General features: G+C 70.4%; 27 protein-coding genes and 1 pseudogene. 14 read left to right on the top strand and 14 right to left on the bottom strand.

Features of this window, described 5'->3' with window-relative positions:
• The first annotated feature begins 41 nt into the window (after positions 1–41).
• Positions 42–536 carry an invasion associated locus B family protein gene (locus LH62_RS03245; RefSeq protein WP_043359229.1) on the top strand — a complete coding sequence of 165 codons (495 nt, stop codon included), beginning with the start codon at positions 42–44 and terminating at the stop codon, positions 534–536.
• Positions 533–1,696, top strand: a complete 1,164-nt coding sequence (rlmN, locus tag LH62_RS03250; RefSeq protein ID WP_043359231.1) for a 23S rRNA (adenine(2503)-C(2))-methyltransferase RlmN — start codon at positions 533–535, stop codon at positions 1,694–1,696. Before LH62_RS03245 ends, rlmN begins: the two co-directional genes overlap by 4 nt.
• On the opposite strand, the gene LH62_RS28005 is transcribed toward rlmN, so the two are convergent.
• Genes LH62_RS28005 through LH62_RS03265 form a run of 3 tightly spaced genes read right to left on the bottom strand, consistent with a single transcriptional unit; the run spans position 1,693 to position 3,559 of the window.
• Positions 1,693–2,130: a GNAT family N-acetyltransferase gene (locus tag LH62_RS28005; protein ID WP_052213654.1), complete on the bottom strand. Its 438-nt coding sequence runs from the start codon at positions 2,128–2,130 to the stop codon at positions 1,693–1,695. The two genes, rlmN and LH62_RS28005, sit on opposite strands and share 4 nt — an antisense overlap.
• Positions 2,127–3,098: a tripartite tricarboxylate transporter substrate binding protein gene (locus LH62_RS03260; protein ID WP_043359233.1), complete on the bottom strand. Its 972-nt coding sequence runs from the start codon at positions 3,096–3,098 to the stop codon at positions 2,127–2,129. Before LH62_RS03260 ends, LH62_RS28005 begins: the two co-directional genes overlap by 4 nt.
• Entirely contained in the window at positions 3,095–3,559 is a 465-nt protein-coding gene (locus tag LH62_RS03265; protein WP_043359235.1) for a MaoC family dehydratase, read from the bottom strand. The genes LH62_RS03260 and LH62_RS03265 overlap by 4 nt, the downstream gene beginning before the upstream one ends.
• 99 nt (positions 3,560–3,658) lie before the next feature.
• Here LH62_RS03265 and LH62_RS03270 point away from each other — a divergent pair, with 99 nt between their 5' ends.
• From LH62_RS03270 to LH62_RS03280, 3 genes are all read left to right on the top strand, one after another.
• Positions 3,659–4,819 carry an MFS transporter gene (locus tag LH62_RS03270; protein ID WP_052213655.1) on the top strand — a complete coding sequence of 387 codons (1,161 nt, stop codon included), beginning with the start codon at positions 3,659–3,661 and terminating at the stop codon, positions 4,817–4,819.
• 11 nt (positions 4,820–4,830) lie between these two features.
• The gene (locus LH62_RS03275) at positions 4,831–5,277 is read left to right on the top strand and encodes a MaoC family dehydratase (RefSeq protein WP_043359237.1); all 447 of its coding nucleotides are present in this window, start codon (positions 4,831–4,833) and stop codon (positions 5,275–5,277) included.
• A gap of 86 nt (positions 5,278–5,363) precedes the next feature.
• The gene (locus LH62_RS03280; RefSeq protein ID WP_144404357.1) at positions 5,364–6,374 is read left to right on the top strand and encodes an alpha/beta hydrolase; all 1,011 of its coding nucleotides are present in this window, start codon (positions 5,364–5,366) and stop codon (positions 6,372–6,374) included.
• A 17-nt stretch (positions 6,375–6,391) separates the two neighbouring features.
• Here LH62_RS03280 and maiA read toward each other — a convergent pair whose 3' ends face one another.
• Both maiA and LH62_RS03290 read right to left on the bottom strand, forming a co-directional pair.
• Positions 6,392–7,048, bottom strand: a complete 657-nt coding sequence (gene maiA, locus LH62_RS03285) for a maleylacetoacetate isomerase (protein ID WP_043359240.1) — start codon at positions 7,046–7,048, stop codon at positions 6,392–6,394.
• Positions 7,049–7,057: 9 nt separating this feature from the next.
• Positions 7,058–8,248, bottom strand: a complete 1,191-nt coding sequence (locus LH62_RS03290; protein WP_043359242.1) for a 3-hydroxybenzoate 6-monooxygenase — start codon at positions 8,246–8,248, stop codon at positions 7,058–7,060.
• A gap of 171 nt (positions 8,249–8,419) precedes the next feature.
• Here LH62_RS03290 and LH62_RS03295 point away from each other — a divergent pair, with 171 nt between their 5' ends.
• Entirely contained in the window at positions 8,420–9,391 is a 972-nt protein-coding gene (locus tag LH62_RS03295) for a tripartite tricarboxylate transporter substrate binding protein (RefSeq protein ID WP_052213656.1), read from the top strand.
• 37 nt (positions 9,392–9,428) lie between these two features.
• Here the strand turns inward: LH62_RS03295 and LH62_RS03300 are convergent, their stop codons facing one another.
• Positions 9,429–10,439 carry an ABC transporter substrate-binding protein gene (locus LH62_RS03300; protein ID WP_043359244.1) on the bottom strand — a complete coding sequence of 337 codons (1,011 nt, stop codon included), beginning with the start codon at positions 10,437–10,439 and terminating at the stop codon, positions 9,429–9,431.
• A gap of 76 nt (positions 10,440–10,515) precedes the next feature.
• Between LH62_RS03300 and LH62_RS03305 the strand changes: the two genes are divergently transcribed.
• The 6 genes from LH62_RS03305 to LH62_RS03330 all read left to right on the top strand — a co-directional run bounded on the left by LH62_RS03305 (position 10,516) and on the right by LH62_RS03330 (position 15,778).
• Entirely contained in the window at positions 10,516–11,172 is a 657-nt protein-coding gene (locus LH62_RS03305) for a TetR/AcrR family transcriptional regulator (RefSeq protein WP_144404359.1), read from the top strand.
• Between the two features lie 82 nt (positions 11,173–11,254).
• Entirely contained in the window at positions 11,255–12,064 is an 810-nt protein-coding gene (locus tag LH62_RS03310) for an ABC transporter permease (RefSeq protein WP_052213657.1), read from the top strand.
• Positions 12,061–13,104, top strand: coding sequence for an NAD(P)-dependent oxidoreductase (locus LH62_RS03315; protein WP_043359248.1), 1,044 nt, complete (start codon positions 12,061–12,063; stop codon positions 13,102–13,104). Before LH62_RS03310 ends, LH62_RS03315 begins: the two co-directional genes overlap by 4 nt.
• Positions 13,091–13,933 carry a GNAT family N-acetyltransferase gene (locus LH62_RS03320; RefSeq protein ID WP_052213658.1) on the top strand — a complete coding sequence of 281 codons (843 nt, stop codon included), beginning with the start codon at positions 13,091–13,093 and terminating at the stop codon, positions 13,931–13,933. The genes LH62_RS03315 and LH62_RS03320 overlap by 14 nt, the downstream gene beginning before the upstream one ends.
• Positions 13,934–13,952: 19 nt before the next feature.
• Positions 13,953–15,014 (top strand): dihydrodipicolinate synthase family protein, encoded by a 1,062-nt coding sequence (locus LH62_RS03325; protein WP_144404360.1) that lies wholly within the window; start codon positions 13,953–13,955, stop codon positions 15,012–15,014.
• Entirely contained in the window at positions 15,011–15,778 is a 768-nt protein-coding gene (locus LH62_RS03330; protein WP_144404361.1) for an ABC transporter ATP-binding protein, read from the top strand. The genes LH62_RS03325 and LH62_RS03330 overlap by 4 nt, the downstream gene beginning before the upstream one ends.
• A gap of 48 nt (positions 15,779–15,826) precedes the next feature.
• Here the strand turns inward: LH62_RS03330 and LH62_RS03335 are convergent, their stop codons facing one another.
• On the bottom strand, positions 15,827–16,183 hold the full coding sequence (locus LH62_RS03335; protein ID WP_052213659.1) for a tripartite tricarboxylate transporter substrate binding protein: 357 nt from the start codon (positions 16,181–16,183) through the stop codon (positions 15,827–15,829).
• A 179-nt stretch (positions 16,184–16,362) separates the two neighbouring features.
• On the opposite strand from LH62_RS03335, the gene LH62_RS03340 reads away from it, so the two are divergent.
• Together LH62_RS03340 and LH62_RS31795 are read left to right on the top strand one after the other, a co-directional pair.
• Positions 16,363–17,337: a tripartite tricarboxylate transporter substrate binding protein gene (locus LH62_RS03340; RefSeq protein WP_043359250.1), complete on the top strand. Its 975-nt coding sequence runs from the start codon at positions 16,363–16,365 to the stop codon at positions 17,335–17,337.
• A gap of 255 nt (positions 17,338–17,592) precedes the next feature.
• A pseudogene (locus tag LH62_RS31795) lies at positions 17,593–17,738 on the top strand (IS3 family transposase); the annotation flags it as partial.
• 190 nt (positions 17,739–17,928) lie between these two features.
• On the opposite strand, the gene LH62_RS03345 reads toward LH62_RS31795, so the two are convergent.
• From LH62_RS03345 to LH62_RS03375, 7 genes are all read right to left on the bottom strand, one after another.
• Positions 17,929–19,503 carry a Na+/H+ antiporter gene (locus LH62_RS03345; protein ID WP_043359251.1) on the bottom strand — a complete coding sequence of 525 codons (1,575 nt, stop codon included), beginning with the start codon at positions 19,501–19,503 and terminating at the stop codon, positions 17,929–17,931.
• Positions 19,504–19,608: 105 nt separating this feature from the next.
• Positions 19,609–21,123, bottom strand: a complete 1,515-nt coding sequence (locus LH62_RS03350) for a hypothetical protein (protein WP_043359252.1) — start codon at positions 21,121–21,123, stop codon at positions 19,609–19,611.
• A gap of 151 nt (positions 21,124–21,274) precedes the next feature.
• A complete protein-coding gene (locus LH62_RS03355) occupies positions 21,275–21,532 on the bottom strand; it encodes a GlsB/YeaQ/YmgE family stress response membrane protein (protein ID WP_043359253.1) in 258 nt (85 codons plus the stop codon).
• Positions 21,533–21,680: 148 nt separating this feature from the next.
• Positions 21,681–22,898, bottom strand: coding sequence for a YsnF/AvaK domain-containing protein (locus LH62_RS03360; RefSeq protein ID WP_236552460.1), 1,218 nt, complete (start codon positions 22,896–22,898; stop codon positions 21,681–21,683).
• Positions 22,899–23,042: 144 nt separating this feature from the next.
• On the bottom strand, positions 23,043–23,993 hold the full coding sequence (locus tag LH62_RS03365) for a hypothetical protein (protein WP_236552461.1): 951 nt from the start codon (positions 23,991–23,993) through the stop codon (positions 23,043–23,045).
• Between the two features lie 140 nt (positions 23,994–24,133).
• Positions 24,134–24,316, bottom strand: a complete 183-nt coding sequence (locus LH62_RS03370; RefSeq protein WP_043359256.1) for a CsbD family protein — start codon at positions 24,314–24,316, stop codon at positions 24,134–24,136.
• 220 nt (positions 24,317–24,536) lie between these two features.
• Complete coding sequence (locus tag LH62_RS03375) at positions 24,537–26,045, bottom strand: helix-turn-helix transcriptional regulator (protein WP_052213660.1); 1,509 nt, start codon at positions 26,043–26,045, stop codon at positions 24,537–24,539.
• Between the last annotated feature and the right edge of the window lie 194 nt (positions 26,046–26,239).

Raw genomic sequence — 26,239 nt, forward strand, 5'->3', positions numbered from 1 at the left:
GCGGCCGTGCCGGTCCGGCCCTGACAGGTGCTTCCAGCGGCATGCGTGCGCTTCTCCGCCTCCTCCTCGCCCTAGTCCTTGCCCCGGTGGCCTCCTCGGCGGCCCATGCCCAGCAGGCCAGGCCGCAGAAGCTCGGCGACTACCAGTCCTGGATCGCCGCGGCCTATACGGAGGGCGGGCAGAAGGTCTGCTACGCCTTCACCCGCACCACGCGGCAGGGGGTGCTGCTCACGGTGACCCACCGGCCGGGGCGGCGGGACACGGTGACGGTTTCGGCCGGCTACACCTATCCGCGCAGTGCCGAGGCGACGGCGGTGATCAGCGGCACGGACCTGCCCTTCTACACCGCCGGCTCCACCGCCGCGGCGCGGGACGGCAAGATGGTGGTGCAGGCAATGCGCAACGGCCGGGAGATGCTGCTGCGCGGCCCGGGGGCGAATGGGCGGGGCACGACCTCCGACACCTTCCCCCTCGCCGGCTTCACCGCCGCCTATGAGGCGATCAGCAAGGAATGTCCCTCGGGAGGCCGTGGATGAGCGATCTCACCAGCGTCGAGCGCGAGCGCATCCTCGCCAAGTCCGCGCTCTTCAACCCGCCCGAGGCCACCCTGCCGGACGGGCGGCGGGAGCTGGTCGGCCTCTCGCGCGAGGAGCTGGTGGCGGAGCTGGCGGCGCTCGGCGAGAAGCCCTTCCGGGCGAAGCAGCTCTGGCACTGGATCTACCACCAGGGCGTCACCGACTTCGCCGCGATGACCAGCATCGCCGGGCCGATGCGGGCGAAGCTCGCCGAGCGCTTCACCGTCGGCCGGCCCGAGGCGGCGACGGTGCAGACCAGCGCCGACGAGACGCGCAAATGGTTGTTCCGCTGGCGTGACGGGCAGGAGGTGGAGACGGTCTACATCCCCGACCGCCATGCCGACCGAGGCGCCGTCTGCATCTCGACGCAGGTGGGCTGCACGCTGTCCTGCCGCTTCTGCCATACGGGGACGCAGAAGCTGGTCCGCAACCTCGGCGCCGCCGAGATCGTCGGCCAGTTCATGGCGGCACGGGACAGCTACGGCGAGTGGCCGAGCCCGAAGGACGACCAGCCGCGGCTGCTCTCGACCATCGTCGTCATGGGGATGGGCGAGCCGCTTTACAATTACGAGAACACGGCGAAGGCGCTGCGCATCATCATGGATGGCGAGGGCATCGGCCTGTCGCGTCGGCGCATCACCCTCAGCACCTCGGGCGTCGTGCCGATGATGGACCGCTGCGGGCAGGAGCTCGGCGTCAACCTCGCCGTCTCGCTGCATGCGGTCACCGACGAGCTGCGCGACGAGATCGTGCCGCTGAACCGGAAGTATCCGATCCAGGAGTTGCTCGATGCCTGCCGGCGCTATCCGGGGGCGAGCAATGCGCGGCGCATCACCTTCGAATACGTCATGCTGCGCGGGGTGAACGACAGCGAGGCGGAGGCGCGGGAGCTGGTGCGGCTGCTCCAGGGCATCCCGGCGAAGATCAACCTGATCCCGTTCAATCCCTGGCCGGGCAGCCCGTACCAGACCAGCACCTACGAGCAGACGGCGAAGTTCGCCGCCATCCTCAACGATGCGGGGTATTCCAGCCCGATCCGCCGGCCGCGCGGGCGGGACATCCTGGCGGCCTGCGGGCAACTGAAGACGGAGAGCGAGCGGACGCGGCGCGTCAGCGCTTAAACCGCCTTGCGGAACAGCACCGCGCCGCCGATGCGCCCGTAGCCCTGCGCCGCGTAGAAAGCGTGCGCCGCCTCACGCTGCGCGCCGGAATGCAGCGAGACGGAGGGCTGGCCCTGCGCCCGCGCCCAGTCCTCGGCGGCGCGCAGCAGCCGTCCGCCGAGGCCGGAGCCGCGCAGCCCCGCCTCCACCACCAGCGCCTGCACCACCACCTCCGGCGGCTTCTCGAGTGCCGGGCGGAGGAACAGGTGCATCAGGCCGAGCACCGCCTTCTCCCGCACCGCGACCAGCACCGCATGGCCGGGCGCGGCGAGGACGGTGGCGAGGCGCCGGGCCGCCTCCTCCGCCGCCATCGGGTAGCCGAGCTGGGCCAGCAGGCCGGGGAGCGCCGGCAGGTCGGCCTCCTCCACCGGCCGGATGGCGATGCCGCCGCTCATTCCGCCGTGGCCCCGCTGTCGGCCACCACCTTGGTCCAGAAGCCGATCTCGGACCGGATGTAGGCGGCATAGTCGGCCGCGCTGCCGCCGGTCGGCCGCGCGCCCTGGGCGGCGAGGCGGGCGCGCACATCCGCATCGGTCAGCGCCGCCGCCACCGCCGCATTCAGCCGGGCGATGGCCGTCGGCGGCGTCCGCGCCGGAGCGAGGATGCCCTGCCAGGCGCCGAGGTCGAAGCCGGGCGGCGTCAGCCCCGCTTCGGTCATCGTCGGCACCTCGGGCAGCAGGGGCGAGCGCTCGGCGGAGGAGACGGCGATGGCGCGTACCCTCCCCTCCTGAATCATCGGCAGCGCCGTCACCACCGTGTCGGAGGTGAACTGCACGTTCCCCGCCGCCGTGTCGGTCAGCGCCGCGGCGGTGCCGCGATAGGGGACATGGACGGCCTCGCCGCCGATATGGTTCAGCACCAGGAAGGTGACGAGGTGCGAGATGTTGCCGACGCCACCGGAGGAATAGCTGAGCTTGCCGGGATTGGCGCGCAGCCAGGCGACGAACTCCGCCGGCGTGCGCGGCGGCGCGGCCGGATTCACCACCAGCGCCAGCGGCGAGGCGGCGGTGAGCGAGACCGGCGCGAAATCCTTCAGCAGGTCGTAGCTGAGGCGCCGGTAGAGCGCCCGGCTGATGACGATGGAGGAGGTGTTGTAGAGCAGCGTGTAGCCATCCGGCTCCGCCTTCGCCACGACCTCGGCGGCGATGTTGCCGTTGGCGCCGCCGCGGTTCTCGACGACGATCGCCTGGCCCAGCTCGCGCGCCATACGCTCGGCGAGGATGCGGGCGACAACATCGGTCGGGCCGCCGGGCGGGAAGGCGACGACGAGCCGCACCGGCCGATCCGGGAACCCTCCTTGCGCCAGGGCCGGAGCGGCGAGGCCGGCGGCGCCGAGTGCCAGCAGGTGGCGGCGGTGGATCATGCGGTGTCGTCTCCCCGGATCAGTCGCGTCGCATCGTAGTCCATCACCCGCTCCTCCCGCTGGTTCAGTACGCGGATGGCGCTGCGGACCACGGCGCGGCCGCCCTGGCTGGTGGGGCGGATCTCGGTGACCTCGATCTCGGCATGGATCGTGTCGCCGACGCGCACCGGCGCCAGCGGGCGGATATGGGTCTCGAGCAGGGCGAGGCCGGTGCCATGGGCCATGCCGGCCAGCACCATCCCCTCGATCAGCGCATGGGTCAGCGCGCCCGGCACCGGGCGGGCTCCCAACGCGCCGGCATGGGTCGCATCGACGAAGAGCGGCTCCTGCATGCCGGTGAGCGCCACGAAGCCCATCAGGTCGTGCTCGGTGACGGTGCGGCCGAAGGTGCGGAAGCGCTGCCCCGGCCGCAATTGCTGCCAGGTGAAGCCCATGCCGAGCGGTGCCGTGCGATCCGTCATGGTCCCTCCCCTGCCGCAAGGCTCGGCGCTCGTTGCGCCGCTGTCAACGGCGCCGCCGCCGCTTGACGCGGCACGGCAAGCGGCTCCCTATCGCCCTGCATGCCGCCCGCCATTCCCATCGCCCTGCTGGCGCTTGCCGGCTTCACCACCGGCTCCGGCATGCGGATGCTGGACCCTTTGCTGCCCGCCATCGCCCGCGCCTTCGAGGTCAACGTCTCGCAGGCGAGCGCGGTGGTGGCGGGGTTCGTGCTGCCCTACGGGCTGGTGCAGCTGGTGGCCGGGCCGCTCGGCGACCGGTTGGGCAAGGTGCGGATCGCCTGCCTGGCGGTGCTGCTCTTCGGCCTCGGCCTGGTGGCGAGCGGCTTCGCCACGGCCCTGCCCGGGCTGATCGCGCTCCGCGCCTGGAGCGGGTTCTTCGCCGGCGCCGTCATCCCGTTGCTGATGGCGCATATCGCCGACGCGGTGCCCTATGCGGAGCGGCAAGTGGCGATCAGCCGCTTCCTCACCGGCATGGTGATGGCGCAGCTCGTCGCCGGCCCGGCCTGCGGGATGGTGGCGGAGGCGGCGGGCTGGCGGCTGCCCTTCCTGCTGCTGGGCGGGATGGCGCTGGCGGTGGGCGGGCTGCTCGCCTGGTGGCTCGGGCCCGCGCTCTGGCGGCGGCCGGAGGGGAACGGCGGCGGGCGCGGCATGCGGGCCTATCTGGAGCTGCTCGGCAAGCCTTCCGGCCGGTGGCTGGCCGGCCTCGCCTTCTTCGATGGGTTCCTGCTGTTCGGCGGGGCCTTTCCCTTCATCGGCTCCTTCCTGATCGAGCAGTTCGGCCGCAATGCGGCAGAGGCGGGGCTGATCGTCGCCGGCTTCGGCCTCGGCGCATTCGCCTATACGCGGATGGCGCGGCCGCTGCTGGCGCGCTTCGGCGAGCGGGGGCTGCTGACGCTGGGCGGGGTGGCGGTGGCCATCGCGCTTGGCCTGCTGGCGCTCACCGATCGCTGGGAGGCGGTGGCGGGGCTGCAGGTGGTGCTCGGCCTCGCCTTCTACATGTTCCATGGCGTGCTGCAGACGCGGGCGACGGAGGCGCTGCCGGAGGCGCGCGGCACCGCGGTCGGCGCCTTCGCCCTTGCGCTCTTTCTCGGGCAGAGCGCCGGCTCGCTGGCCTTCGGGCTGGGGCTGGCGGTGGTCGGCTACCGCGCCGCCTTCGCCGTGGCGGGCGGCGGGGTGCTGGCGCTGGCGCTCGCGGCGAGGGCAAACTCCGCCCGCAAGTAGGGGGCAGGGCCATGGAAGAGCGGTATCTGGAGGATTTCGCGCCGGGGCAGGTCTTCCGCTCCGGCCGGCTGACGGTGACGCCGGAGGCGATCATCGCTTATGCGCGGGAATATGACCCGCAGCCCTTCCACCTCGACGACGCGGCGGCGCGCGGGACGCTGTTCGGCGGGCTGGCGGCAAGCGGCTGGCATACCGCCTCACTGACCATGAAGCTGCTGGTCGGCAGCGAATTCCGCCCCGTGGGCGGCATCATCGGCGGCGGGATGGAGGAGCTGGCCTGGCCCCGGCCGGTGCGGCCGGGGGATGAGCTGCGGCTGGAGATCGAGGTGCTGGAGGTGCGGCCGAGCCAGTCGAAGCCGCACCAGGGGACGCTTCGCGCGCGCTGCACCACCCTCAACCAGCGGGACGAGGTGGTGCAGGTGATCGTGCCAAGACTGGTTGTGCCGCGCCGCAGCTGACGGCGAGCCAATTGTGTTGATCTGGCGGCGCTTCCCATGGTTCCATCACGAACATGGGATATCACATACTTTTGTGGCTAGCCCTGGTGCTGGCCCTTGCCGCTCCCGCCGCCGCCGAGCCGGCCTCCGTGCTGGATGTGGAAGCTGTGCCGCATCTCGGCACCGAGGGCCATGCCGACTACGCCCGCTTCCTCCGGCAATCGACGCCGCGTGCCTTTGCCCTTAGCCCGAGCGGGGCCTGGGGCTGGGCGGCGGCGCAGCCGGACCTCGCCACCACCGAGGCGCGGGCCATCGCCCTCTGCGCCCAGTGGGTCGGCGAGGGCGGGCGGGACGAGGGCTGCCGCATCTATGCGCGCGACCTCGCCGTAGTCTGGCCGGGGCGGGAAGGAGCGCCGCCACCGGCCCCGGCCCGGCCGGTGCAGGGCGGGCCGGGCTGGGCGGTGGTGCCGGACGGGCGCTTCCTTTGGCAGGGGCCGCGGGTGGCGCGCGGGGCCTATGTCTGGGCGCATGGCCGCGCCGCTGGCGGGCAGGACAGCCGCGGCAGCCAGCCGCAGCCGCATGTCCGGCTGTTCAACAATGCCGGCTGGGACGTGCTGCGCTTCGACCGCGACCCGCTGTTGGACGAGACGGAGAGCGCCGCCGGCTGGCTGCGCGGCGCGCTGCGGGCGCTGCGGGCGCAGGGCTACCAGCGGATCGTCGTCGGCGGGCAGTCGCGTGGGGCCTGGAATGCCTTGCAGTCGCTGGACGAGCCGGGGCTGGTCGATGGCGTGGTGGCCATCGCCCCCGCAGCGCATGGGCCGCGCGGCAGCCCGGCCTGGGGCTGGGCAGTGGCGGAGTTGCGCGAGGTGCTGGAGCGCGCCCGCAACCGCGACGCCCGCGTCGCCGTCGCCACCTTCGAGGGCGACGAGTACGATCCGGACCCCGGGGCGCGGGCCCGGCTGTTCCATGCGCTGACACGGCGGGTGAAGGGGCTGCTCTTCCTCGACCGGCCGGCAGGCCTGGCCGGGCATGGCGGCGGGTCGGAACCGGCCTTCACCCAGCGCTACGCGCCTTGCCTGCTCGACTTCATCGAGGGCCGTCCGGGCCAATGCGGGTAGAGTATCGCGGGTAGCGCCTATTCGGCATCCACCTGCCGGTCCGGCGCGGCCTCGGCGAAGGCCGGGAGCGCCTGGCAGGTCGCCTCGACCGCGAGCAGCCGGCCGAGCGGGGCGAGGTCGACGCCGAAGCGGCGGGCGTTGAAGAGCTGCGGCACCAGGCAGAGCTCGGCGAGGCCGGGCGCCGGGCCGAAGAGGAAGGGCCCCTCCCCCGCCGGCGCCAGCGCCTGGCAGGCGGCGAGGCCCTCGGCGATGACCTCGCGCGCCCAGCCGGTCACTGCCTCCTCCGGCAGGCCGAGGCCGCGCAGGCGGTCGAGCACCTTCAGGTTCTGCACCGGGTGGATGTCGCAGGCGATGGCCTGGGCGAAGGCACGGATGCGGGCGCGTTGCGCCGCGTCGCCCGGTAGCAGCGGCGGGGCGGGGTGCGTCTCCTCCAGCCATTCGCAGATGGCGAGCGACTGGGTGAGCACCGTCGCGCCATCGCCCAGCTCCAGCGCGGGCAGCAGGCCCTGCGGGTTCAGCTGCAGGAAGGCCGGCGCGCGCTGCTCGCCGCGCCGCAGGTGGTGGAAGGCGTGCCCGACGGCGAGGCCCTTCAGGTTCAGCGCGATGCGCACGCGCCAGGCGGCGGTGGAGCGGTAGTAGCCGTGCAGGCGGCTGGGCGTCGGGGGCTGGTCCATGCGTCCTCCTCAGCCAGCGTCCGGGTCGGGGCCGCCATAGAGCCAGGCCATCACCTCGTACCACTCCTCCGAGCTCCTGGCCGACATGATGGCGTTGCGCAGCAGCGCATGCGGCCCGGCGGGATGGTAGACATGCTCGCCGACGGCGCGCGACTGCAATTGGACGCGGGCGGTGCGCAGCAGGCGGCGCTGGCGATAGGCCTCGAGCGCCGCCTCGATGCGGCCGGGATGCGCCTCCACCATCCGCGCCAGGCAGACGGCATCCTCCATCGCCATGCAGGCGCCCTGGGCCATGTACTGCATCATCGGATGCGCGGCGTCGCCGAGCAGGGCGACGCGGCCATCGACCCAGCGCTCCACCGGCTCGCGGTCGCAGAGCACCCAGAGCTTCCAGTCGGTGCCGTGGCGGATGATGCTCTGCGCCCGCGGGTGGATGTGCTCGAAGCCGCGCATCACCTCCTCGAAGGCGGCGGGCTTGCCGGCGACGGGCTCCGGCGCGTCGTTGTGGTAGGTGACGACCAGGTTGAAGAGCTTCCAGCCCTGCAAGGGGTAGTGGACGATGTGGCATCTCGGCCCGGCCCAGAGCGTCGCCGCGTTCCAGCGCAGCTCCTCCGGCATCCGCTCGGTCGGGATGACGGAGCGGTAGGTGGTGTGGCCGGAAACCCGAGGCGGGCCGTCGCCGACCAGCTGGCGCCGGATGCTGGACCACAGCCCGTCCGCGCCGACCAGTGCCGCGCCGGCGACGCGGCCGCCATCGGCCAGCAACGCGGTGACGCTGCTGCCCTCCTGCTCGTAGCCCCGCACGGCGCTCGCGGTGCGCAGCGTGACATGCGGGCTCCCGCGGCAGGCCTCGAGGAAGACGCCATGCAGGTCGCCGCGATGGATCACCGCATAGGGGTTGCCGAAGCGGTGGCGGAAGCCCTCGCCGAGATCGATATGGGTGATCTCCCGGCCATCCACCGCATCTATCAGCCGGAGCCGGTCGATATGGACGGCCATGGCGCGTGCGGTGTCGCCGATGCCGAGCTCGTCGAAGGCATGGAAGGCGTTGGGGCCGAGCTGGATGCCGGCGCCGATTTCGCCGAGCGCCGGCGCCTTCTCCAGCACCAGGCTGGCGATGCCGCGGCGGGCGAGGCCGAGCGCCGCGGCGAGTCCCCCGATGCCGCCGCCGGCGATCAGGATGGGCGGGGTGCCGGGCACGGCGCGTCAGGTCCCGACACGCGGGCGTGGCATGATGGCGGGGTTCCTCCTGGCCGCGGAGCTTATGGACCGCCGGCATGCCGCGCAACGGCGGTGGCCGCGCCGTGACGGGGCTTGTTCGAACCGCTCCGTGCGGCTTCCATGCCCCCGTCGGGACGTGAGGAGGATGTGATGCGCCATGGATGGTGGAGCCGGCTGGGCCGCCGCTGCCTCGGCTTGCTGGTGCCGCTGCTGGCGCTCGGCGCCGGCGCCATGGCCGAGGAAGCCTATCCCGCACGCCCGATCCAGCTCATCGTGCCCTACCCGCCGGGCGGCAACACGGACCTGATGGCCCGCGCCCTGCAGCAATCGCTGTCGCGCGCGCTCGGCCAGAGCATCGTGGTCGTCAACCGCGGCGGCGCCTCCGGCACCATCGGCGATGCCGAGATCGCCCGGGCCCGGCCGGACGGCTACACGATCGGCCTTTCGCCCAATACCCCGCTGACGGCGCAGACGCATCTCGTCCCGCTCAGCTACTCGCTCGACAGCTTCCGCTTCCTCTGCCTCGTCTACGACAACCCGCAGGTCCTGGTCCTGGGCCGCGACGCGCCGTTCCGCGACATCGCCGGCATGGTCGCCTTCGGCCGCACCAGGCCTGAGGCCCTGGTCTACGGCTCGCCCGGCCAGGGCAGCACCCAGCACATCCTCATCGCGCGCCTCCTGCGCCTCGCCGGGGTGGACGCCCTCCATGCGCCCTTCACCGGTGCAGGGCCCATGGCCCAGGCGGCGCTCGGCGGCCAGATCATGGCCTTCGTCGAAAGCCCCTCGATCCCCGCCTCCACCGGCCTGCCGGTCGGCGGGACCTTCAGCCGGGAGCGCCTCCCTGCCCTGCCGGAGGTCCCCACCGTGACCGAGGCCGGCTACCCCATCATCGGCAGCTCCGCCGGCGGGCTCGTCGCCCCGGCCGGCCTGCCGGACGCCATTGCCGCCGTCCTCCAGCGCGGCTGCGCCGAGGCGGTGGCGAGCGAGGGTTTCCGCACCGCCGCAAGCCGCCTCAACGCCGTGCCCAGCTATGCCGAGGGGGCCGAGTTCCGGGCGCGCTTCGCCACTGAAAGCGACAGCAACCGCCAGGTCCTGCGGGACCTCGGGATGGCGCGCGACTGACCGGCGGCCTCGCCCACATGACGGCGAGGGCCAAGGGCTAGGCAGCGGGCATCCGGATGGCCGTATCGAGGAAGCGGTTGGTGAAAGCCGCCTCCGGCTGCATCGCCGGGACATTCTCGAAGTAGGTTCGCAGCAGCTCGTAATCCGCGCCTACCCGCTCCGGCTTGAACGCGCCGAGGGCGACGCTTTCCGTCGTCGGGTCGCGCATCAGCTCGAGGATGCGGCGCCATTGGTCGCGCTGGTTGGCCTCGTCGAGCCCCGAGACGGCGGCCAGCAGGGCGCGCAGCGGCGGGCCGACATCCTGCACGGCGGCGGCGAAGGCGCGCTGCGAGACGCGGACGAAGGCCTCCACCATCCCCGGCTTCGCGCGCAAGACCTCCTCGTTCGCGAGGATGGAATTGCCGTAGGGGTTCAGGCCGATCTCGCGCCAGGCGAGGAAGCCGAGGTCATCGCCGAACAGGCGCAGCTTGAGGTCGTGCTCGTTGTAGAAGTCGCTGGTGATGTCGATGCTGCGGCTGCGCAGCGCCTGCATCTTGGCCTGCGGGCTGACATTGACGAAGCGGACGCTGGCCGGGTCGATGCCGACGGTCTTGGCGAAGGCCGGCCACATGACGCGGGAGGCATCGCCCGGCGGATTGCCGATGGAGCGGCCGGCGAAGTCGCGTGGCCCGCCGATGCCGCTGCTCTTCAGCCAGTAGAAGCCCTGCGGCGAATTGGCATAGACCACCATGACGGCGACGAGCTTCGAGCCCCGGCTGCGCGCCAGCATCGCGGTCGCCATGTCGGCGATGCCGAGTTGCGCGCCGCCGGCGGCCACCCGCTGCGCGGCGGCGCCGGAGCCACGGCCGGTCTCGATCGTCAGGTCGATGCCTGCCTGCTCGTACCAGCCCTGGGCCTTGGCGTAGTAATAGGGCGCGTGGTCGGCCGTCGGCGTCCAGTTCAGCACGAGGTTCACCGGCTCGGCGGCCCGGGCGCGGCCGAGGATCGCGGCGGCGGCGAGGCCACCCAGGACGGCGCGGCGGCCTGCCGCGGCTTCGGCCTTTGCCATTGGCTCAAACCCCCTTCTTGCGTCAGCTCCGGGCGGCGATGCTATCCAACCAATCGGTTGGTTGATAGAGTGAATCATGTCCCGAGCGAGCTTGCCCGCCGCCCCCGAGCGCCCCCGCGGCCAGCGCGACCCGGAAGCGACGCAGCGCGCCCTGCTCGCCGCCGCCACGGCGGAGTTCGCCGAGAAGGGCCTGGCCGGCGCCCGCGTCGACGAGATCGCCCGCCGCGCCGGGGTGAACAAGCAACTCGTCTACCACCATTTTGGCAACAAGGAGGCGCTGTACCGGGCCGCGCTGGAGCAGGTCTATGCCGGCATCCGGGCGGCCGAGCGGGCGCTGCACCTGGCCGACCTGCCGCCCGAGGCGGCGCTGGAGCGGCTGGTCGGCTTCTCCTTCGACTACCTGCTGGAGCACCCCGAATTCGTCGCCCTGCTGAACGACGAGAACCGCCTGGGCGCGCCGCATCTCCGCGAAGCCGACGGGCTGCAGGCCATGCACTCGCCGCTGGTCGACCTGCTGCGGGAAACGCTGCGGCGGGGCGGCGAGGCCGGCATCTTCCGCGCCGATCTCGACCCGGTGCAGGTCTATATCTCCATCGCCGCCCTCTCCTATTTCTACTTCTCGAACAACAGCAGCCTTTCCGCGATCTTCGGGCGGGAGCTGGGGGCGGCGCGAGCGGTGTCGGCACGCCGGCGGCACGTCATCGACTTCACCCTGCGCGCCCTTCGCCCGTGAACTCATTTCAGTCAACTGGTTGGTTGACGAAGGGCAGCCCGGCCGCCTAGCCTCCCCACCTCGCCAGGGGATGAGGTCGGGCATGGAGGCCGCAGCGCAGCAGCAGGACCCGGCGCCGCGCGACCTCGCCCTGCGCGCCACGCTGCTGCACGCGCTGGCAACCGTCGCCGTGCATGCGGCGCTGATCCTCGCCTGGCAGTTCGGCGTCCGCGCATCGGGGCTTCCGCCGGTGATCCTACCGGCGCCGAGCGACATCCTCGCCACGCTTGGCGGCGCGAACTACGCCTGGGGCCCCAATACCTGGGTCACGGCGCTCGAGATCCTCGGCGGCTATGCGCTCTCCGTCGTCGTCGGCGTCGCGCTGGCGCTCGCCTTCTCCTGGTCGCGGCTGCTGACGCTTGCCGTCTTCCCGCTGCTGGTCACGCTGAACATGATCCCGAAGGTGGCGCTCGGGCCGCTGGTCATCACCTGGTTCAGCTACGGCCTCGGCACCAACATGCTGATCGTCTTCTCGCTCTGCGTATTCCCCGTGCTGCTGACCACGCTGCGCGGGCTGCGCGAGGTGGAGCCGGACCTACTCGACCTTGTCCGCTCCCTGCGCGGCTCGCGCTGGGCGATGTTCCGCACCATCCAGCTGCCGGGCTCGCTGCCCTACATCTTCTCCGGCATGAAGGTCGCCGCCATCCTCGCCGTCGCCGGCGCGGTGGTGGGCGAGTTCATCGCCTCCGACCGGGGCCTCGCCTACCTGATGATCCAGGTGCAGGCCTCGCTCGACACCCCGGCCATGTTCATGGCCGTGCTGCTGATCACCCTGCTCGGCATCGTCCTCTATGGCGCGGTGCTGCTGCTGGAGCGGATCGCCCTCCCCCGCGATGCGAGGACAAGCGGATGACCGACTGGCTCGATGCCGCCACCCTGCCCACCGGCTTCGCCGATGCCGAGGCACTCGACGACTTCCTCGCCCGGCCCAGCCGCGCCCTCGCCGCCGACCTCGCCGCGGTCGAGGGCGACATCATGGTGCTCGGCGTCGGCGGCAAGATGGGGCCGAGCCTCGCGCGCCTCGCCCGCAACGCCGCGCCCGGCAAGCGCGTCATCGGCGTCGCCCGCTTCAGCGAGCCCGGGCTGCGCGAGGCGCTCGGCCGCCACGGCGTCGAGACCATCGCCTGCGACCTGATGGACCGCGAGGCGGTGGGGCGGCTGCCGCGCGTGGCCAATATCGTCTTCATGGCAGGGCGGAAATTCGGCGCCGAGGGCGACCAGCCGCTGACCTGGGCGATGAACGTCCATGCGCCGAGCCTGGTGGCGGAAGCCTTCCGCGAGTCCCGCATCGTCACCTTCTCCACCGGCTGCGTCTATCCCTTCGTCCCCGTCCGCAGCGGCGGCTCCACCGAGGACAGCCCGCTGACCCCGCCGGGCGAATACGCCAATTCCTGCATCGGCCGGGAGCGGCTGGTGAGCCACTTCTCCGCCCGCCACCGCACGCCGGGCCGGATCTTCCGGCTGAACTACGCAATCGACCTGCGCTACGGCGTGCTCTTCGACATCGCCCGCGCGGTGCGGGACGGCGCGACGATCGACGTCACCATGGGGCATGTGAACGTCATCTGGCAGGGCGATGCCAACAGCCAGGCGCTGCGCTGCCTCCGCCATGCCACCGTCCCGGTCTCGCCGCTCAACGTCACGGGGCCGGAAACCATCTCCGTCCGCTGGCTGGCACGCGCCTTCGGAGAGCGCCTCGGCCGTGCCCCGGTGCTGACGGGAGAGGAGGCGCCGACCGCCTGGCTGAACAACGCCGCCCAGGCCGCGGCGCTGTTCGGCTACCCGGTGGTGCCGCTCGGGCGGATGACCGACTGGGTGGCGGACTGGGTGGCGCGGGACCAGCCGAGCTTCGGCAAGCCGACGCATTTCGAGGTGCGGGATGGCGCCTATTAGCGGCACCGGTCTCGCACCCCTGGGCGAGGCCGACCTGCCGGGTGCCCTGGCGCTCTCGGCCGAGGCCGGCTGGAACCAGGTCGAGGCGGATTGGCGCCTCTTCCTGCGGCACGGCACGGTGCATGGCCAGCGTGGCGCGGATGGCGCGCTGCGGGCGACCGGCGCGGTGTTGCCCTATGGTCCCTTCGGCTGGATCAGCATGGTGCTGGTGACGGCGTCGGCGCGTGGCCGCGGCCTCGGCACCGCCGTGCTGCGCGAGGCGATGGCGGAGCTCGCGGCGCGAGGCCAGGCCGCCCTGCTGGACGCCACGCCGGCCGGGGAGCGCATCTACCACCCGCTCGGCTTCCGGCCGGTCTTCCCGCTGCTGCGCTGGCGGGGCGAGGCGAGCGGTGGCGGGGCGCCGGAGCCCGGGCTGCGCTCCGCCACCGCCGCCGACCTGCCCGCCATCACTGCCGCCGATGCCGAAGCCTTCGGCGTGCCGCGGCCCGCGATCATCGAGGATCTCTGGCGCCGTGCGCCGGAGGCGGCGCTGGTACTGGAGGGCGGCGAGGGCTTCCTCCTCGCCCGGCCCGGCCGGCAGGCCTTGCAGCTCGGCCCGCTGGTCGCCCCGGACGAGGCCGCCGCCGCGCGGCTGCTGCGGGCCGCGCTCGGCCGGGCGCGTGGGCCGGTGCTGCTAGACCTGCCGCGGCGTTGGTCCGGCCTCGCCGCGCTGCTGGCCGAGGCCGGCTTCCGCGAGGAGCGGCCCTACCTGCGCATGGCGCTCGGCCGCGAGGCCGCCTTCGGCGACCCGGCCCGGCTCTTCCTCATCGCTGGGCCGGAATTGGGGTAGCAACAAGGAGTAGGGCTCGATGGGACTGCACCGTTCCGACCTTCCGGATCCCGTCCGCCGGCAGCTGGCCGCGGGGACGGTCATCCCCGCCCATCCGCTGGCGCTGGATGCCGGGCGCCGCTTCGACCGCCGGCGGCAGCGGGCGCTGACCCGCTACTATGTCGATGCCGGCTCGGGCGGCCTCGCCGTCGGCGTCCACACCACGCAATTCGAGATCCGCGATGTCGGCCTCTACGAGCCGGTGCTGGCGGCGGCGATCGAGGACGCGCGCGGCTGGACCGACCGGCCGCTGGTGATGATCGCCGGGCTCTGCGGCGGCACGGACCAGGCGGTGCGGGAGGCGCGGCTGGCCGTCTCGCTCGGCTACCATGCAGGGCTGCTCAGCCTCGCCGCCCTGCGCGGTGCGGCGCCGGAGGCGGTGCTCGCCCATTGCCGCCGCGTCGCCGAGGAGATCCCGCTGGTCGGCTTCTACCTCCAGCCCGCGGTCGGCGGCCTGCCGCTGGACGCGGAATTCTGGACCGGCTTCTGCGGCATCGACAATGTCGTCGCCATCAAGGCCGCGCCCTTCAACCGCTACCGCACGCTGGACGTGGTGCGCGGGCTGGTGGCAGCCGGGGCCGAGGAGCGCATCACCCTCTACACCGGTAACGACGACCATATCGTGCTCGACCTGCTGACGCCCTTCGTGGCGATGCGGGAGGGCCAGCCGGTGACGGTGCGCTTCCGCGGCGGGCTGCTCGGCCATTGGTCGGTCTGGACGCGGCGGGCGGTGCAGCTGCTGGCACGCTTGCAGGCGGCGGCGGCAGGCGCGGCGGTCCCTGCCGAGCTGCTCGCGCTCGACGCCCGCGTCACCGACTGCAATGCCGCCTTCTTCGACGTGGCGCACGACTTCCACGGCTGCATCGCCGGCTGCCACGAGGTGCTGCGCCGCCAGGGCCTGCTGGAGGGCATCTGGTGCCTCGACCCGAAGGAGGGGCTGAGCCCCGGCCAGGCGGCGCTGATCGACCGCGTCTGCCGCGAGCATGCCGATCTCTCGGATGACGAGTTCGTCGCCGCCAACCGGGACCGCTGGCTCGCATGAGCGCCGAGCCGCTGATCCGGCTGCGCGATGTCAGCAAGACCTACCGCCGCGACGGCCGGGCCTTCACCGCCGTGTCCAACGTCACCATGGAGGTGGCCGAGGGCGACATGGTGGCGTTGGTCGGGCCTTCCGGCTGCGGCAAGACCACCGTGCTGAAGATCCTGGCCGGGCTGCACGACGCCGATGGTGGCGAGGTGCGGATCGGCGGCGCGGCCGGCGCCTTCACCCCGGGCCGCGACGTGGGAATGGTGTTCCAGCAGGCGCTGCTGCTGAAGTGGCGCACCGTGCTGCGCAACGTCATGCTGCCGGCCGAGATCCTCGGCCTGCCACGCCGGGCGGCGGAGGCGCGGGCGCGCGAGCTGCTGGCCATGGTCGGCCTCCGGGGCTTCGAGGACCGCTACCCTTATGAGCTTTCGGGCGGCATGCAGCAGCGGGCCGCCATCGCCCGCGCGCTGGTCCACGACCCGAAGCTCATCCTGATGGACGAGCCCTTCGGGGCGCTGGACGCGCTGACGCGGGAGAAGATGAATCTCGAGATGCGCCGCATCTGGCAGGAAAGTGGCAAGACCATCCTGTTCGTCACCCATTCCATCCAGGAGGCGGTATTCCTCGGCGAGCGCTGCGCCGTGCTCACGGCCGGGCCGGCGCGGATGTCCGACTACTTCGCCATCGATCTGCCACCGGAGCGCGGCCTCGACATCAAGACGAGCGAGGCATTCGGCCAGTATGTCCGGCGCATCTACGGCCTTCTCGGCCTCCACTAGGCTCGGGCAAACCGAGGCGCTGCCTTTGCGCCGAGCGCCCGAGCAGGGCTAATCCACCCTGAAGCCGCTTTTCTCCACCACCGGGCGCCAGCGCTCGATATCCTCCGCCAGCAGCTTTCCCAGCTCGTTGGAGGTCGAGACTTCCGGCTCCAGCCCGATCGCCAGAAGTTGGGACTTTACCTCCGGCTCCATCGTCGCCGCCGACAACTCGGCATTCAGCGCCGCGATGACGGGCGCTGGCGTGCCGGCCGGCGCGTAGAAGGCGTAGAAGCCGAAGCTTGCCTGGTCCGGGTGCCCGAGATCGGCGATGGTCGGGACCTCGGGCGTGGTGATGCCGCGCCGGGAGCCCGAGGTGACGACGATCCGAAGCTTTCCGTCCCTGTGATGCGTCAGGAAGTCAGACACGCCGCCGCAGCCTCCTTGATCGTTATGTTGGCTGGCCTGCCTCTGCGGGACGGCTTGCTTCCTGGACCGGGAAAGGCTGCTGTGCCGCGGACGGCGCTGTCAACGCGGATCGTCGCGCTACCGCAGCCTTGCGGGCTGGTGCTAGCCTGATGCCAAGGAAGCAAGGGGAGGAACATCCAATGCTGCATCGCCGCGCGCTGCTTGGGGCGCCCATGCTCGCCGCCTTGCCCGCGAAAGGTTGGGCCCAGGACAGCTGGCCAAGCCGGCCGGTGCGCGTCATCGTTGGGTTTCCACCAGGCGGCTCGCTCGATGTCATGACGCGGCTCGCCGCCGAGCAGATGACGCAGCGCCTTGGCCAAGCCTTCGTGGTGGAAACGCGCACAGGCGCTTCCGGCAATATCGGCGCGGAAGCGCTCGCCCGCGCCGCGCCGGACGGATACACCATCGGCACCGTCAGCATGCACAACCTGCTGATCAACCCGCATCTTTTCAGGAGCCTGCCCTATGATCCGGAGCGAGACTTCGCCTGGATCAGCGCGATGTGGGACCTGCCCAATGTCGCGGTCGTTGCGGCGCAGCACGTTCCGGCACAGACGCTGCAGGAATTCGCTGCCTGGGCGAAGGCACGGCCGGGCAAGATCAGCTTCGGCTCCTCCGGCGTCGGCACCACCATCCATCTCTCTGGCGCCTACCTGGCTGGCCGGGCCGGATTCGAGGCTCAACATGTGAGTTTCCGTGGTGGCGCCCAGACCATCCCCGCGCTGCTATCAGGTGACATTCAGTACGCGGTGGACAACCTCGCTTCCTATGTGGGCGTGATCCAGGAAGGCCGGATGCGGGCACTCGCGGTGGCGCTGCCGCAGCGCTGGCCAACCCTGCCGCATGTGCCGACCATGACGGAGGCGGGCATACCTGGCTTCGAGGTATCGCCCTGGCATCTGTGGGCGGCGCCGCGCGGCACCCCGCAGGCGGTGATCGACCGCATTTCCGCCGAGGTGCGTGCCGCCTGGACGGACCCGGCGCTGCAACAGCGCGCATTGACGATGGGCGCGCGGTTGACCGGCTCCACGCCCGAGGGATTGGCAGAACGGTTGGCGCGCGAGAGGCCGATCTGGGCGGAGATGGTGAAGGTCAGCGGCGCGCAACCGGAGTAGGCCCGACAGCGCGTTCCTGCGGACTTTCGCGCGAGATCCGGCATGGGTGGCGCCTCTTGGCGCACCGCGCCGCCTTCGCAGAACCTGGTTTCGGAAACGGCTTCGGAGCCGCTGCGGGCCGATGCTGGCCCTTCTGGCTTCGATGCCCCTGCTTCGACCTACCACATGGCCTGGCCAGCCCGTTGCGGATGGTGTGCGACGGCTTCGCTGGCTTCAGCGACAGGGAGAAGTCGGGCTGACCGCTGACGCCGTTGGTTGACCCGGCAGTATGGCCGGTACGGCTGCCGCAAGGTCATGCCTCTGTTGCGGGATGCGGGCTAGCTGGTGAACGCCAGGCGGGTCGAGCGCATCTGCGGCGGAAGTGGCCGAAGGTACCCCCGCGGCAGCCGAAGCGCGGGCGTCGGCACCACAACACCGTCCGCCCGTAAGCCTCGCTCGGCTTCCGACCACCGGCGCCAGAGGTCGTGCTGCCGGCCTTTGCCGCCTGGCCCTGCGGCGGTACGGCGGGCAGCCTCGCCATCCCCAGGCCATGGCGCCCAGGCCGATGTTTTCTTGCCGGGCTGGATGGATGCGCTTCGGCTTCAGCCGGCCTCATCCTCCTTCGAGGGCACGCCTGATCTGCTGTTCTTCGAGGTCCAGTTCCTCACCCAGCGCGCGGTAGGCTTCGGTGTCCATCGTCTCGGCCCGCTCCGCCAGCTTCTCGCGCGCCGCATCGATAGCCACGAGGCGCAGACGCTGCTGAGCTTCCAGTTGGGCGTTCTTGGTCTCGGGGTCCTGCCCCTCGATGCTCGCCCGGTCGGCACGAATCTCATACTCCTGCACTACCTCGGCCGCCGCATCGGTGTGCTCGGTAACCTCTGGGCCATCCAGGTGCTCCCGAACTGCCTCCAGCGCAGCCGTCGTGATCTCGGCCCGGGCCTGAGCCGTCTCAGGTTCGGGAAGGGTGGCCACCTCCTCGGTGACGCCGAGCCGCCGGACGACCCATCCCAGGGTCGTCCCCTGGATCACCAAGGTGACGAAGATCGAGCAGAAGGCGAGGAACAGGATGATGTCGCGGCCCGGGAAAGGTTCGGGTAGTGCGAGAGCCGCAGCCAGGCTGACCACGCCGCGCATTCCCGTCCAGGAAACGACGACAGCATGGCGCCACGGCGTCGGATCCCGTTCCCGTAGCTCGCGCGACAGGACGCGCGGCACCCAGGCCGAGGTAAAGACCCAGACGAAGCGGCTGACGATCAGGGTGACGGACATGGCCACAGCCAGCAGGGCGATCGTTCGCAAGTCGTCATCGGCGAGACGTGCGACGATGCCGCGAAGCTGCAGTCCGATGAGGATGAAGACGAGGCTGGTAAGGGCGAATTCCAGAAAATTCCAGACTGCCACCAACTCGATGCGCGTACGCGCGGTGAACTCGGCATGCTGCTGCCGCCCGAGCACGAGGCCGCAGGCAACGGCCGCAAGTACACCGGATGCATGAATCGCCTCGGCCCCCATGTAAGCGACGAAGCCGGCGAGGATGGTAATCATAAGGTCGAGCAGGGTGTCCTCGAGGTGGGTGAAGATCCACATCGCGACCCGGCCAACGAGCCAGCCCACCAGTGCGCCCCCGATCGCCACGCCGAAGAACTGCAGCGCACCGGCGCTGTAACTGACCGCGCCGACGCCGACCGCCGCGACAGCAAACTTGTACAGCACGAGCGAGGAGGCATCGTTGATCAGGCTCTCGCCCTCCAGCACCGTCACGATCCGCTTGGGCAGCTTGAAGCGGCTCAGCACCGAAGCAGCGGCGACGGCGTCGGGCGGCGCTACGATGGCGCCAAGGGCGATCGCAGCCCACCAGGGCAGCGACGGCAAGAACAGCTTGGCAGTGATGGCCACCAGCCCGGCCGTGAAGAACACGCCCCCGATCGCCAACAGCAGGATGGGGCGGAGATGGTTGCGGAAGGCGGGCCAGTCCGTCCGGTAGGCGCTGACCTGCAGAAGTGGCGGCAGGAAGAGAGCCAGCACGAGCCCGGGGTCGAGCACGAGGGTCGGCAGTCCCGGAATGAAAGCCAACGCCATGCCGCCGAGCACGAGAGTGACGGCGACGGGAAGATTCAACCGGTCCGCAAGCACCGCAAGGGCCACACAGGCCGCGAGGAGAGCCAACAGAAGTTCAAAGACATGCATGGACTGCCATGCGGCAGGGCACGCCCAGGCCGCCTTTCATCTGTCAGAACACCCCGCCCGCAATACGAGGGCGGCCGGACGGAATCATGTCACGAAAGAAGCACCCTAGGGGGTGGGAGCCGCCGGCGCGCCGGGCGTGGTACCCACCCTCTGCGCAGCCTCGATGGCCAACAGCTCCTGGCGTCGTTGCGCGACCTGGCGCTCCAGCTCCGCCGCCTCGGCGCGCGACCGGTCAAGCGTCGAGGTTCCTGCATTGAGGTCCGTTTCCAGAGCCGTCGCCCGACCTTCGAGTGACTGGACCCGCGCCGCCGTTTCCGCCGCACCACGCTCCGCCGCCGCCGCGCGCTGCACGGCAGCCTCGGCCTCGGCGCGCCGATCGGCCAGGGCCTTCTCCGCCGTGCCCATCTCGTCGCGCAACGCGGCCAGCCGCTGCTCAGTCTCCCCTACGACCTGCTGCTTGCCGGCAAGTGCGGCCTCGGCTTCACCACCCTGTGCCCGCAACGCGGCGACACGCTGCTCCGCCGTCCCAACCGCCGCGTTCGCTTCAGCAAGGCGCGCCTCTGCCGCGCCGAGCGCGACGCGGCTGGCCTCCACGGCGGCCGTCAGGCGGACGCGCTCGGCCTCCGCCGCTCCGACCGCAGCCTGGCGCTCGGCCAGGTTTGCCGTGGCGACTTCGGTTGCGTTGCGCAACTCAGCCAAACGACCTTCCGCGGCAGTCGCGGCATTGAGCAGCTCGGCCACGCGGGCCTCGGCGGCCCGGACCCGCTCGGCTGCGGCGTCAGCTCCACGGCCGGCCTCGGCCACCCGTGCCTCCACCCCAGCCAGCGCCCCCTGCCGCGCGGCAATGTCAGCCTCGGCTGCCGCGATCCCTTCACGCAAGGTCCGGGCCCGGCTTTCGGCACCGGCGATCGTGGCCTCCCGGTCCGTCAGCGTTTCCTGGACGCGGCCGGCTTCCGCGACCAGGGCCGCCACACGCCCTTGCGCCGCTTCGGCGCGGGCGGCGAAATCCGTCGCGCGCCCTTCGGCCTCGCGCAGGGCAGCGGCAGCGGCGTCGCGTTGAGCAGCCAGCCGCTCCACCTCGCCTCGGCGCTCGGCCAGCGCGGCGTCGGCTGCGGCAGCCTCCGTGCGGGTTCCGGCCAAGGCGGCCGTAGCGGCCTCGCCGGCCTGCCGCAACGCCGCAACCTGCGCTTCGGCGGCATTAGCGGCGGCCCTGAGCTCGGCGACCCGGCTCTCCCCGGCCGCACTTTGTTGTCCGAGTTCCGCGAGGCGCGCCTCCGTTTGCGCAGTGCCGGCGGTGAGCTCGCGGTTTCGCCCTTCGGCCGCCGCGATCCGTTGCGTCAGGGCGGCGAGATCACCCGCGGCCTGCCGCTCCTGCGTCAAGCTGCTCTCAAGCTCCGCCACGCGTACGGCGCGGGCTTGCCCGGCCTGTTCGGCAGCCTCCAGCCGATTGCCACGGGACACGGCAATGGACCATCCGAGGACCAGCAGGATCAGCGCCGCCCCGGCGGCACCGAGTACGGGCCAGGACAGCCCGAACATGCCGGCTGAGCTGACCGGCCCATGAACCGGCGCCGGCCGTTCCTTCGGTGCTGGTGTCTGGTTCGTCGGCTTGTTCACCATGGCCAGGAACTTTCAGAAGGGTTTGATGTGCCCGCAACCCGTTCGGCATCAACGAAGCATGCAACAGATTAACGGCAATGATGACCTCGGTGTCCCTGGCGGCCGCCGTCACTTGGCGTGACGGCGCTGTCTCCTCGGTCCGCCAGCTGCCTCAGACACTCCGCCGGCCGGTGACGGTATGGTAGATCCACAGCACAACAACCGCACCGATCACGGCGACGATCATGCTGTACAGGTTGAAACCGGTGACGCCGGCCCCGCCGAGCATGTTGAACAGAAAACCGCCAACGACGGCACCGACAATGCCGAGCACGATGTCGACGACGACCCCTTGGCCGCTACCGGCATACAGCTTGCTAGCGATGAAACCAGCAACAAGACCCAGGACAAGCCAAGCAATGATGGACATGGAAGCGTTCCTTCAAGTGGTATGGGTATGAGGGGTACGTAGCGCCCGGCCAGTGGTTTCATCCTGTCGCCACGACGGGGGCGGTCTTTGGTCAATGACAGGCGGGGCAGGGAAGGATTGCTCCAGTCCCCACCCCGTCCGGCAGTCGTCAGCGCTTGGCGGGATTGGTGCCGCTGACGTTGGTGCCCAGGGTCTTGTCGACCGCACGGCTGGCCATCGTACCAGGCGGGTTGCCCGGCGCGTCATCGGGAGCAGCACCGGCAACGCCGACACCGGTCGTTGCGCGGGCCGCGTCCTTGGTGGTGTCGTCGATCTCAACCTCGGTCCGGCGGACGGTATCCTTGACCGTCTCAGTCCGCTCGGTAGCTTCCTTGCGGATGACGACCTCGCCGGTGACGCGGGCTTCCTTGGCGATCACCGCCTCCTCGGCGGTCTCGGTGGCCTCGATGGTGCGGTCCTGGAACAGGGCGTCAGCACCGGTGACCGGACGGTCGACCACGCGGCGCTCCACATCGACATGCTCCTGGTGCAGCATCACCTGCTCGCTCACAGGCGTCTCGACCACATAGGAGCGCACCCGGACCCGCCCGCGCTCCACATCGCGCTTACCGACCCGCAGGTTTTCCTCGACGATCGGGATCACCTCCTCGCCCCCAACACGGGCCGTCGTGGTGGCCGCTGCGGTCGCCGGCGCGACAGCGCGCGTGGTGGAACCCACGACGGTGCCCGTGGCGGCGACACCGAGCCCGGCTGCGGCTGGCACGCTGGCCACCGTGGCATCCGGGGCGACAGCCTGGGTACCCGTCCAGCCTTCCTGCCGCCACTCGGCTTCCCGGGTGTCGAGGTCCACCGCGCCGTGGCCCTCAAGGACATCCATGGCCTGCTCGAGCTTGCCTTCCTCAACCGTCGCCGACACCACGATGGAACCGCGGCGCATCCCCTCCGCATAAGTCGTCCGATCCTCGTCGGGGACGAAGAGGTCCTTCAGCGACGCCCAGAACCCGGTATCGGTGGAGGCGGCAGCCGTTTCACCGGCTGTCGGGGTTGCGTCAGCCGCATGCATCTGAATGTCACTGCTGGCAATGCCCAGTTGCTGCGTGAGTTGCTGAACGGCGGCGTCCGCATGGGCGCGATCGTCAAACATGGCGGTGATAGTACGTGACATGGTGATCTCTCTCCTGCAGTGGTTGGTGCACTTGTCCATTCCAGCGGACGGAGGCGCTGCCCCTGCCGCCGGCATTCGGTCGATCGCAGCACGCCAAACCCGCCGATCGACAATCAGGATTTCCTCGACCATCGGGACAACGAGGACGTCGCCCTCCCGGCGGTTTTGCAGCGGCTCGCTCACGGCGCGGTCGATCCGCATGCGCCCGCAGCACGTCCTCGACCGCGCACCTGCTGACGTGCGGAACTTCCTCGGCCAAGGGGTACGACCTGTTCGGTTACGACTCCGACCGCAAAGTCATCCAAAGGCGCCACGGCATTGCCGTGGCAGCCTCCGGTGTTGTTCTCAGGCGACGCGCCGGGTGGTCCGGAACGTCAGCAGGTCGCGGGTGCCGCGGCGGGCGCCGAGCACTGCGGCAATGGCACCCAGCAGCATGATGCCGAAGACCGAAAAGGCAGCGATCGACGTACCGGAAGCAGCGGTGTCGGCAGCACGGCGGGCCGTTTCCTCAGCCTGGCGCGCAGCCTGGGCGGCTTGCTGCTCGGCCTGCGCGACGCGCGCCTGAGCGTCCTGCGGGCTGATGTTGTATTCGGCTGCCACAAGCTGGTTCAGGCGTTCGCGGTCCGCCTGCGACAGCTGGCCATCCGTCACCCGCTTGCCGGCAAGCTGTCCCATCTCGGCCTTGCGCTGGTCGGACGTCATCGCGGCCGGATTGCCACCGGTCCCGCTCAGCGCGCTCTGCACGCGGTCGGTGACGCTCTGGGCCATCGATTGCAGCGTCCCGTTGCTCGTGCGGTCAGCAGCCTGCTGACCCACCGCCGACGCTGCGGAGCCGGCACCCGATGCCACGCTGCCCAGCAAGCTGGAAGCTCCGGAGGTGGCGGTGGAGGCAATGCCGGAGACGACGTTGCCCAGCAACACGGCGGAGATGAGGAAGGTAGTGCCCCACACGGCCAAGCCGTGCAGCGTGCCGTCGGTGTTGTCGGCAGTGCCGGACAGGCGCGCGGCGACGTACCCGCCGACTGCGAGACCGATCAGGTTGGACACCAGCAGCCAGATGGCTGCGCCGATGCCGAAAGACGATGCGGATGGTGTTCCACGCGCCGTGGCATCGACCGTGGTGGCGCCCACGCCGGCGCCCAAGGCGTTCAGCATCAGGCCGATGGCCACCGCCACAATGGCACCAGCGATGATCGCGCCCCAGGAGATGCGTGAGGGCAGCGACGGTGCGCCCTCCGGGAGAGCCGCGGCGGCGGCGGCGCCATCATAAGTGCCGGTCGTGGTTCGGGTCTGCATATTCGAGGTTCCTTTGCTTCAATAAGCACGGTGGTGCGGTCGTTGAAGACCGGCGATGCGCATCTCGACAGGGCATGCGTATGCTGCCGGTTCGGCAAACACCGGACCGGCGAAGTTGATTTTGTGTCGCCGTGAAAATGCTACTTGTCGGTTGCGTCCCGCACGGCGTCCTTCGCACCGCCCGCGGTGTTCTGGGCCTTGCCCTTGACCTTCTCGGCGGCGCCTTCGGCCTCAGTCCTGGTGTTGCCGGTAAGCTTCCCAATGGCTTCCTTGATGGAGCCCTTCACCTGCTTGGCCGCGCCCGCAACGCGATTGCTGTCCATCCGGCCCTCCCTGAGGCGCCTCGGCTGGAACCAGGATTGGTAAGCCACGGCGCTGTCCGCATAACCGCGGTCGCAACCCGGAGTTCGGCAAACGGCCAAGCAATCGGCCAGGACGAGTGGTATGCCTGCACTAGCCTGGTGGGGGTAGAGCACTAGTGCCCAGTGACCGGGCTGTTCCCCAGGCCTTGCCATCGACCAGGAGCGCCACGGTTCGCTGACTTTAATCTGACCTATTGGGCGACTTCGGCATCTTGGGCGGAGGCCCCCCATCGAAGCCGCGCTCACGGGCCCAGATGACCAATGCGGTTCGGCTGTTCACTCCGGTTCGCCGATAGAGCGAGGCGACGTGGTTACGCACGGTGTTGGGGGCGATCCCAAGCTTGCGGGCGATGGAGGGGTCCGCCATGCCACGGCACACCAGGGTCAGCACCTCGCGCGCTCGCTGCGGCAAGTCGCCGAGTTCGGCGACGCCTTGAGGTGCATCAAATCGTCGGAGCTTGGCCAGCTTCTCCAGCACGACCTGGCTGAACCAGGTCGTGTCCTGCATCACGGCCTCGATCGCCGCAACGACCTCCGAATCGGTGCGGCGCCGCTCAGCGACATCCTGTGCTATGACCAGAACACACGGATGGTTCCCGACGGTCATCGCCTCGGCGGACACGAGGCAGTCGAACACGCCGCCCTCCTTGGTACGCAGTTTCATCCCAAGGCGGCGCACCGAGCCATCGCAATGAATTTTCTGCTCCAGCGCCTCGCCCGCCCGTTTATCGGACCACAACCCGATCTCGTCCGCACTCTTGCCAACCAGCTCCGCTTCGGCGTAGCCGCATTCCCGGGTGAACGCGTCATTGACGAGCATGATGCGGCAGCCGGCTCGCGCAGCAACGAAGGTCGGCACGGGCGTAAGACGGAACGCCGTGGCGAAGCTGGCTTCGCTCTGGCGCAACGCATCTTCGGTCAGCTTGTGACGCTCCAGATCGACGAAGCTGAAGAGCATGCAAGGCGTGTCGCCGATCTCGATCGGTTGTCCGGCGACGATGACCCGCTTCTCGCCACCGCGGGACAGCTGCAGCACCGCTTCCATCTGCGGGATGGTGCGCCCATTCTGCAGGCGCTCGATAGCCAGCTCCCGGCGGGCAGCACCTTCGAGCACGTCGATCTCGTAAGCCGAGCGTCCAAGTACCTGATCCTCGGAGTAGCCGGTCATTTCCAGGAAGCCGCGATTGACTTTGACGTGGCGATGATCCGACAAGCGCATGATCACGGCGGGTGCGGGGTTGGCAGCGAAGGTCGTCTCGAAGCGCTCCTCCGCATCGAAGCGCTCGCTCTCGTCATTCAGGATCAGCACCAGGCAGTCCGGGACACCAGCGGCATCGTTGAGCACGAGGCTGCGGATGCGATGGGTCCATTGCGCCTTGTTTTGTCCAGCCGGCGCCACCTCGACTATCACCTCGTCAAAGGCCTCGCCCGCCAACACTCGCTCCATCGGATAATGGCCCTTCGGCAGGTGGTGCCGGTTGCGGTAGCGCAACTCAAACCGCTCGCGGTACTCCGAGACAGTTGCGCCCAGCTCGACGATCTCGCGCACCCCGTGCATCTCGAGCGCGGCCCTGTTCGCCCAGGAGATACGCTGGTTGGGTTCGAAGAGGATGACCCCGTCCTGCAGTGCCGCGAGTATGAGTCGCAGCTGTTGCTGGTCGACGTGGTCTTGCGCGGGCAGCTCTGACATCACTGGCGCTCCATGCGTCTGGCGCTGTTACCCGAACCGCGTTCCAGCGGCCAGGAACAGCATTGGCGCATGGGTGGGTCGTTGGCCTGAGGTTGAACAGCTATCGCGGCATCGCACCTTTCTCGGTTTCTGATGATCCGTTCTATTTTCGGTCGAGCCAGGAAGGCTCGGTCCGTCATCCTGCAGAGCTCGTA

The organism is Belnapia sp. F-4-1 (genome assembly GCF_000802185.1).
Lineage (GTDB): Bacteria > Pseudomonadota > Alphaproteobacteria > Acetobacterales > Acetobacteraceae > Belnapia.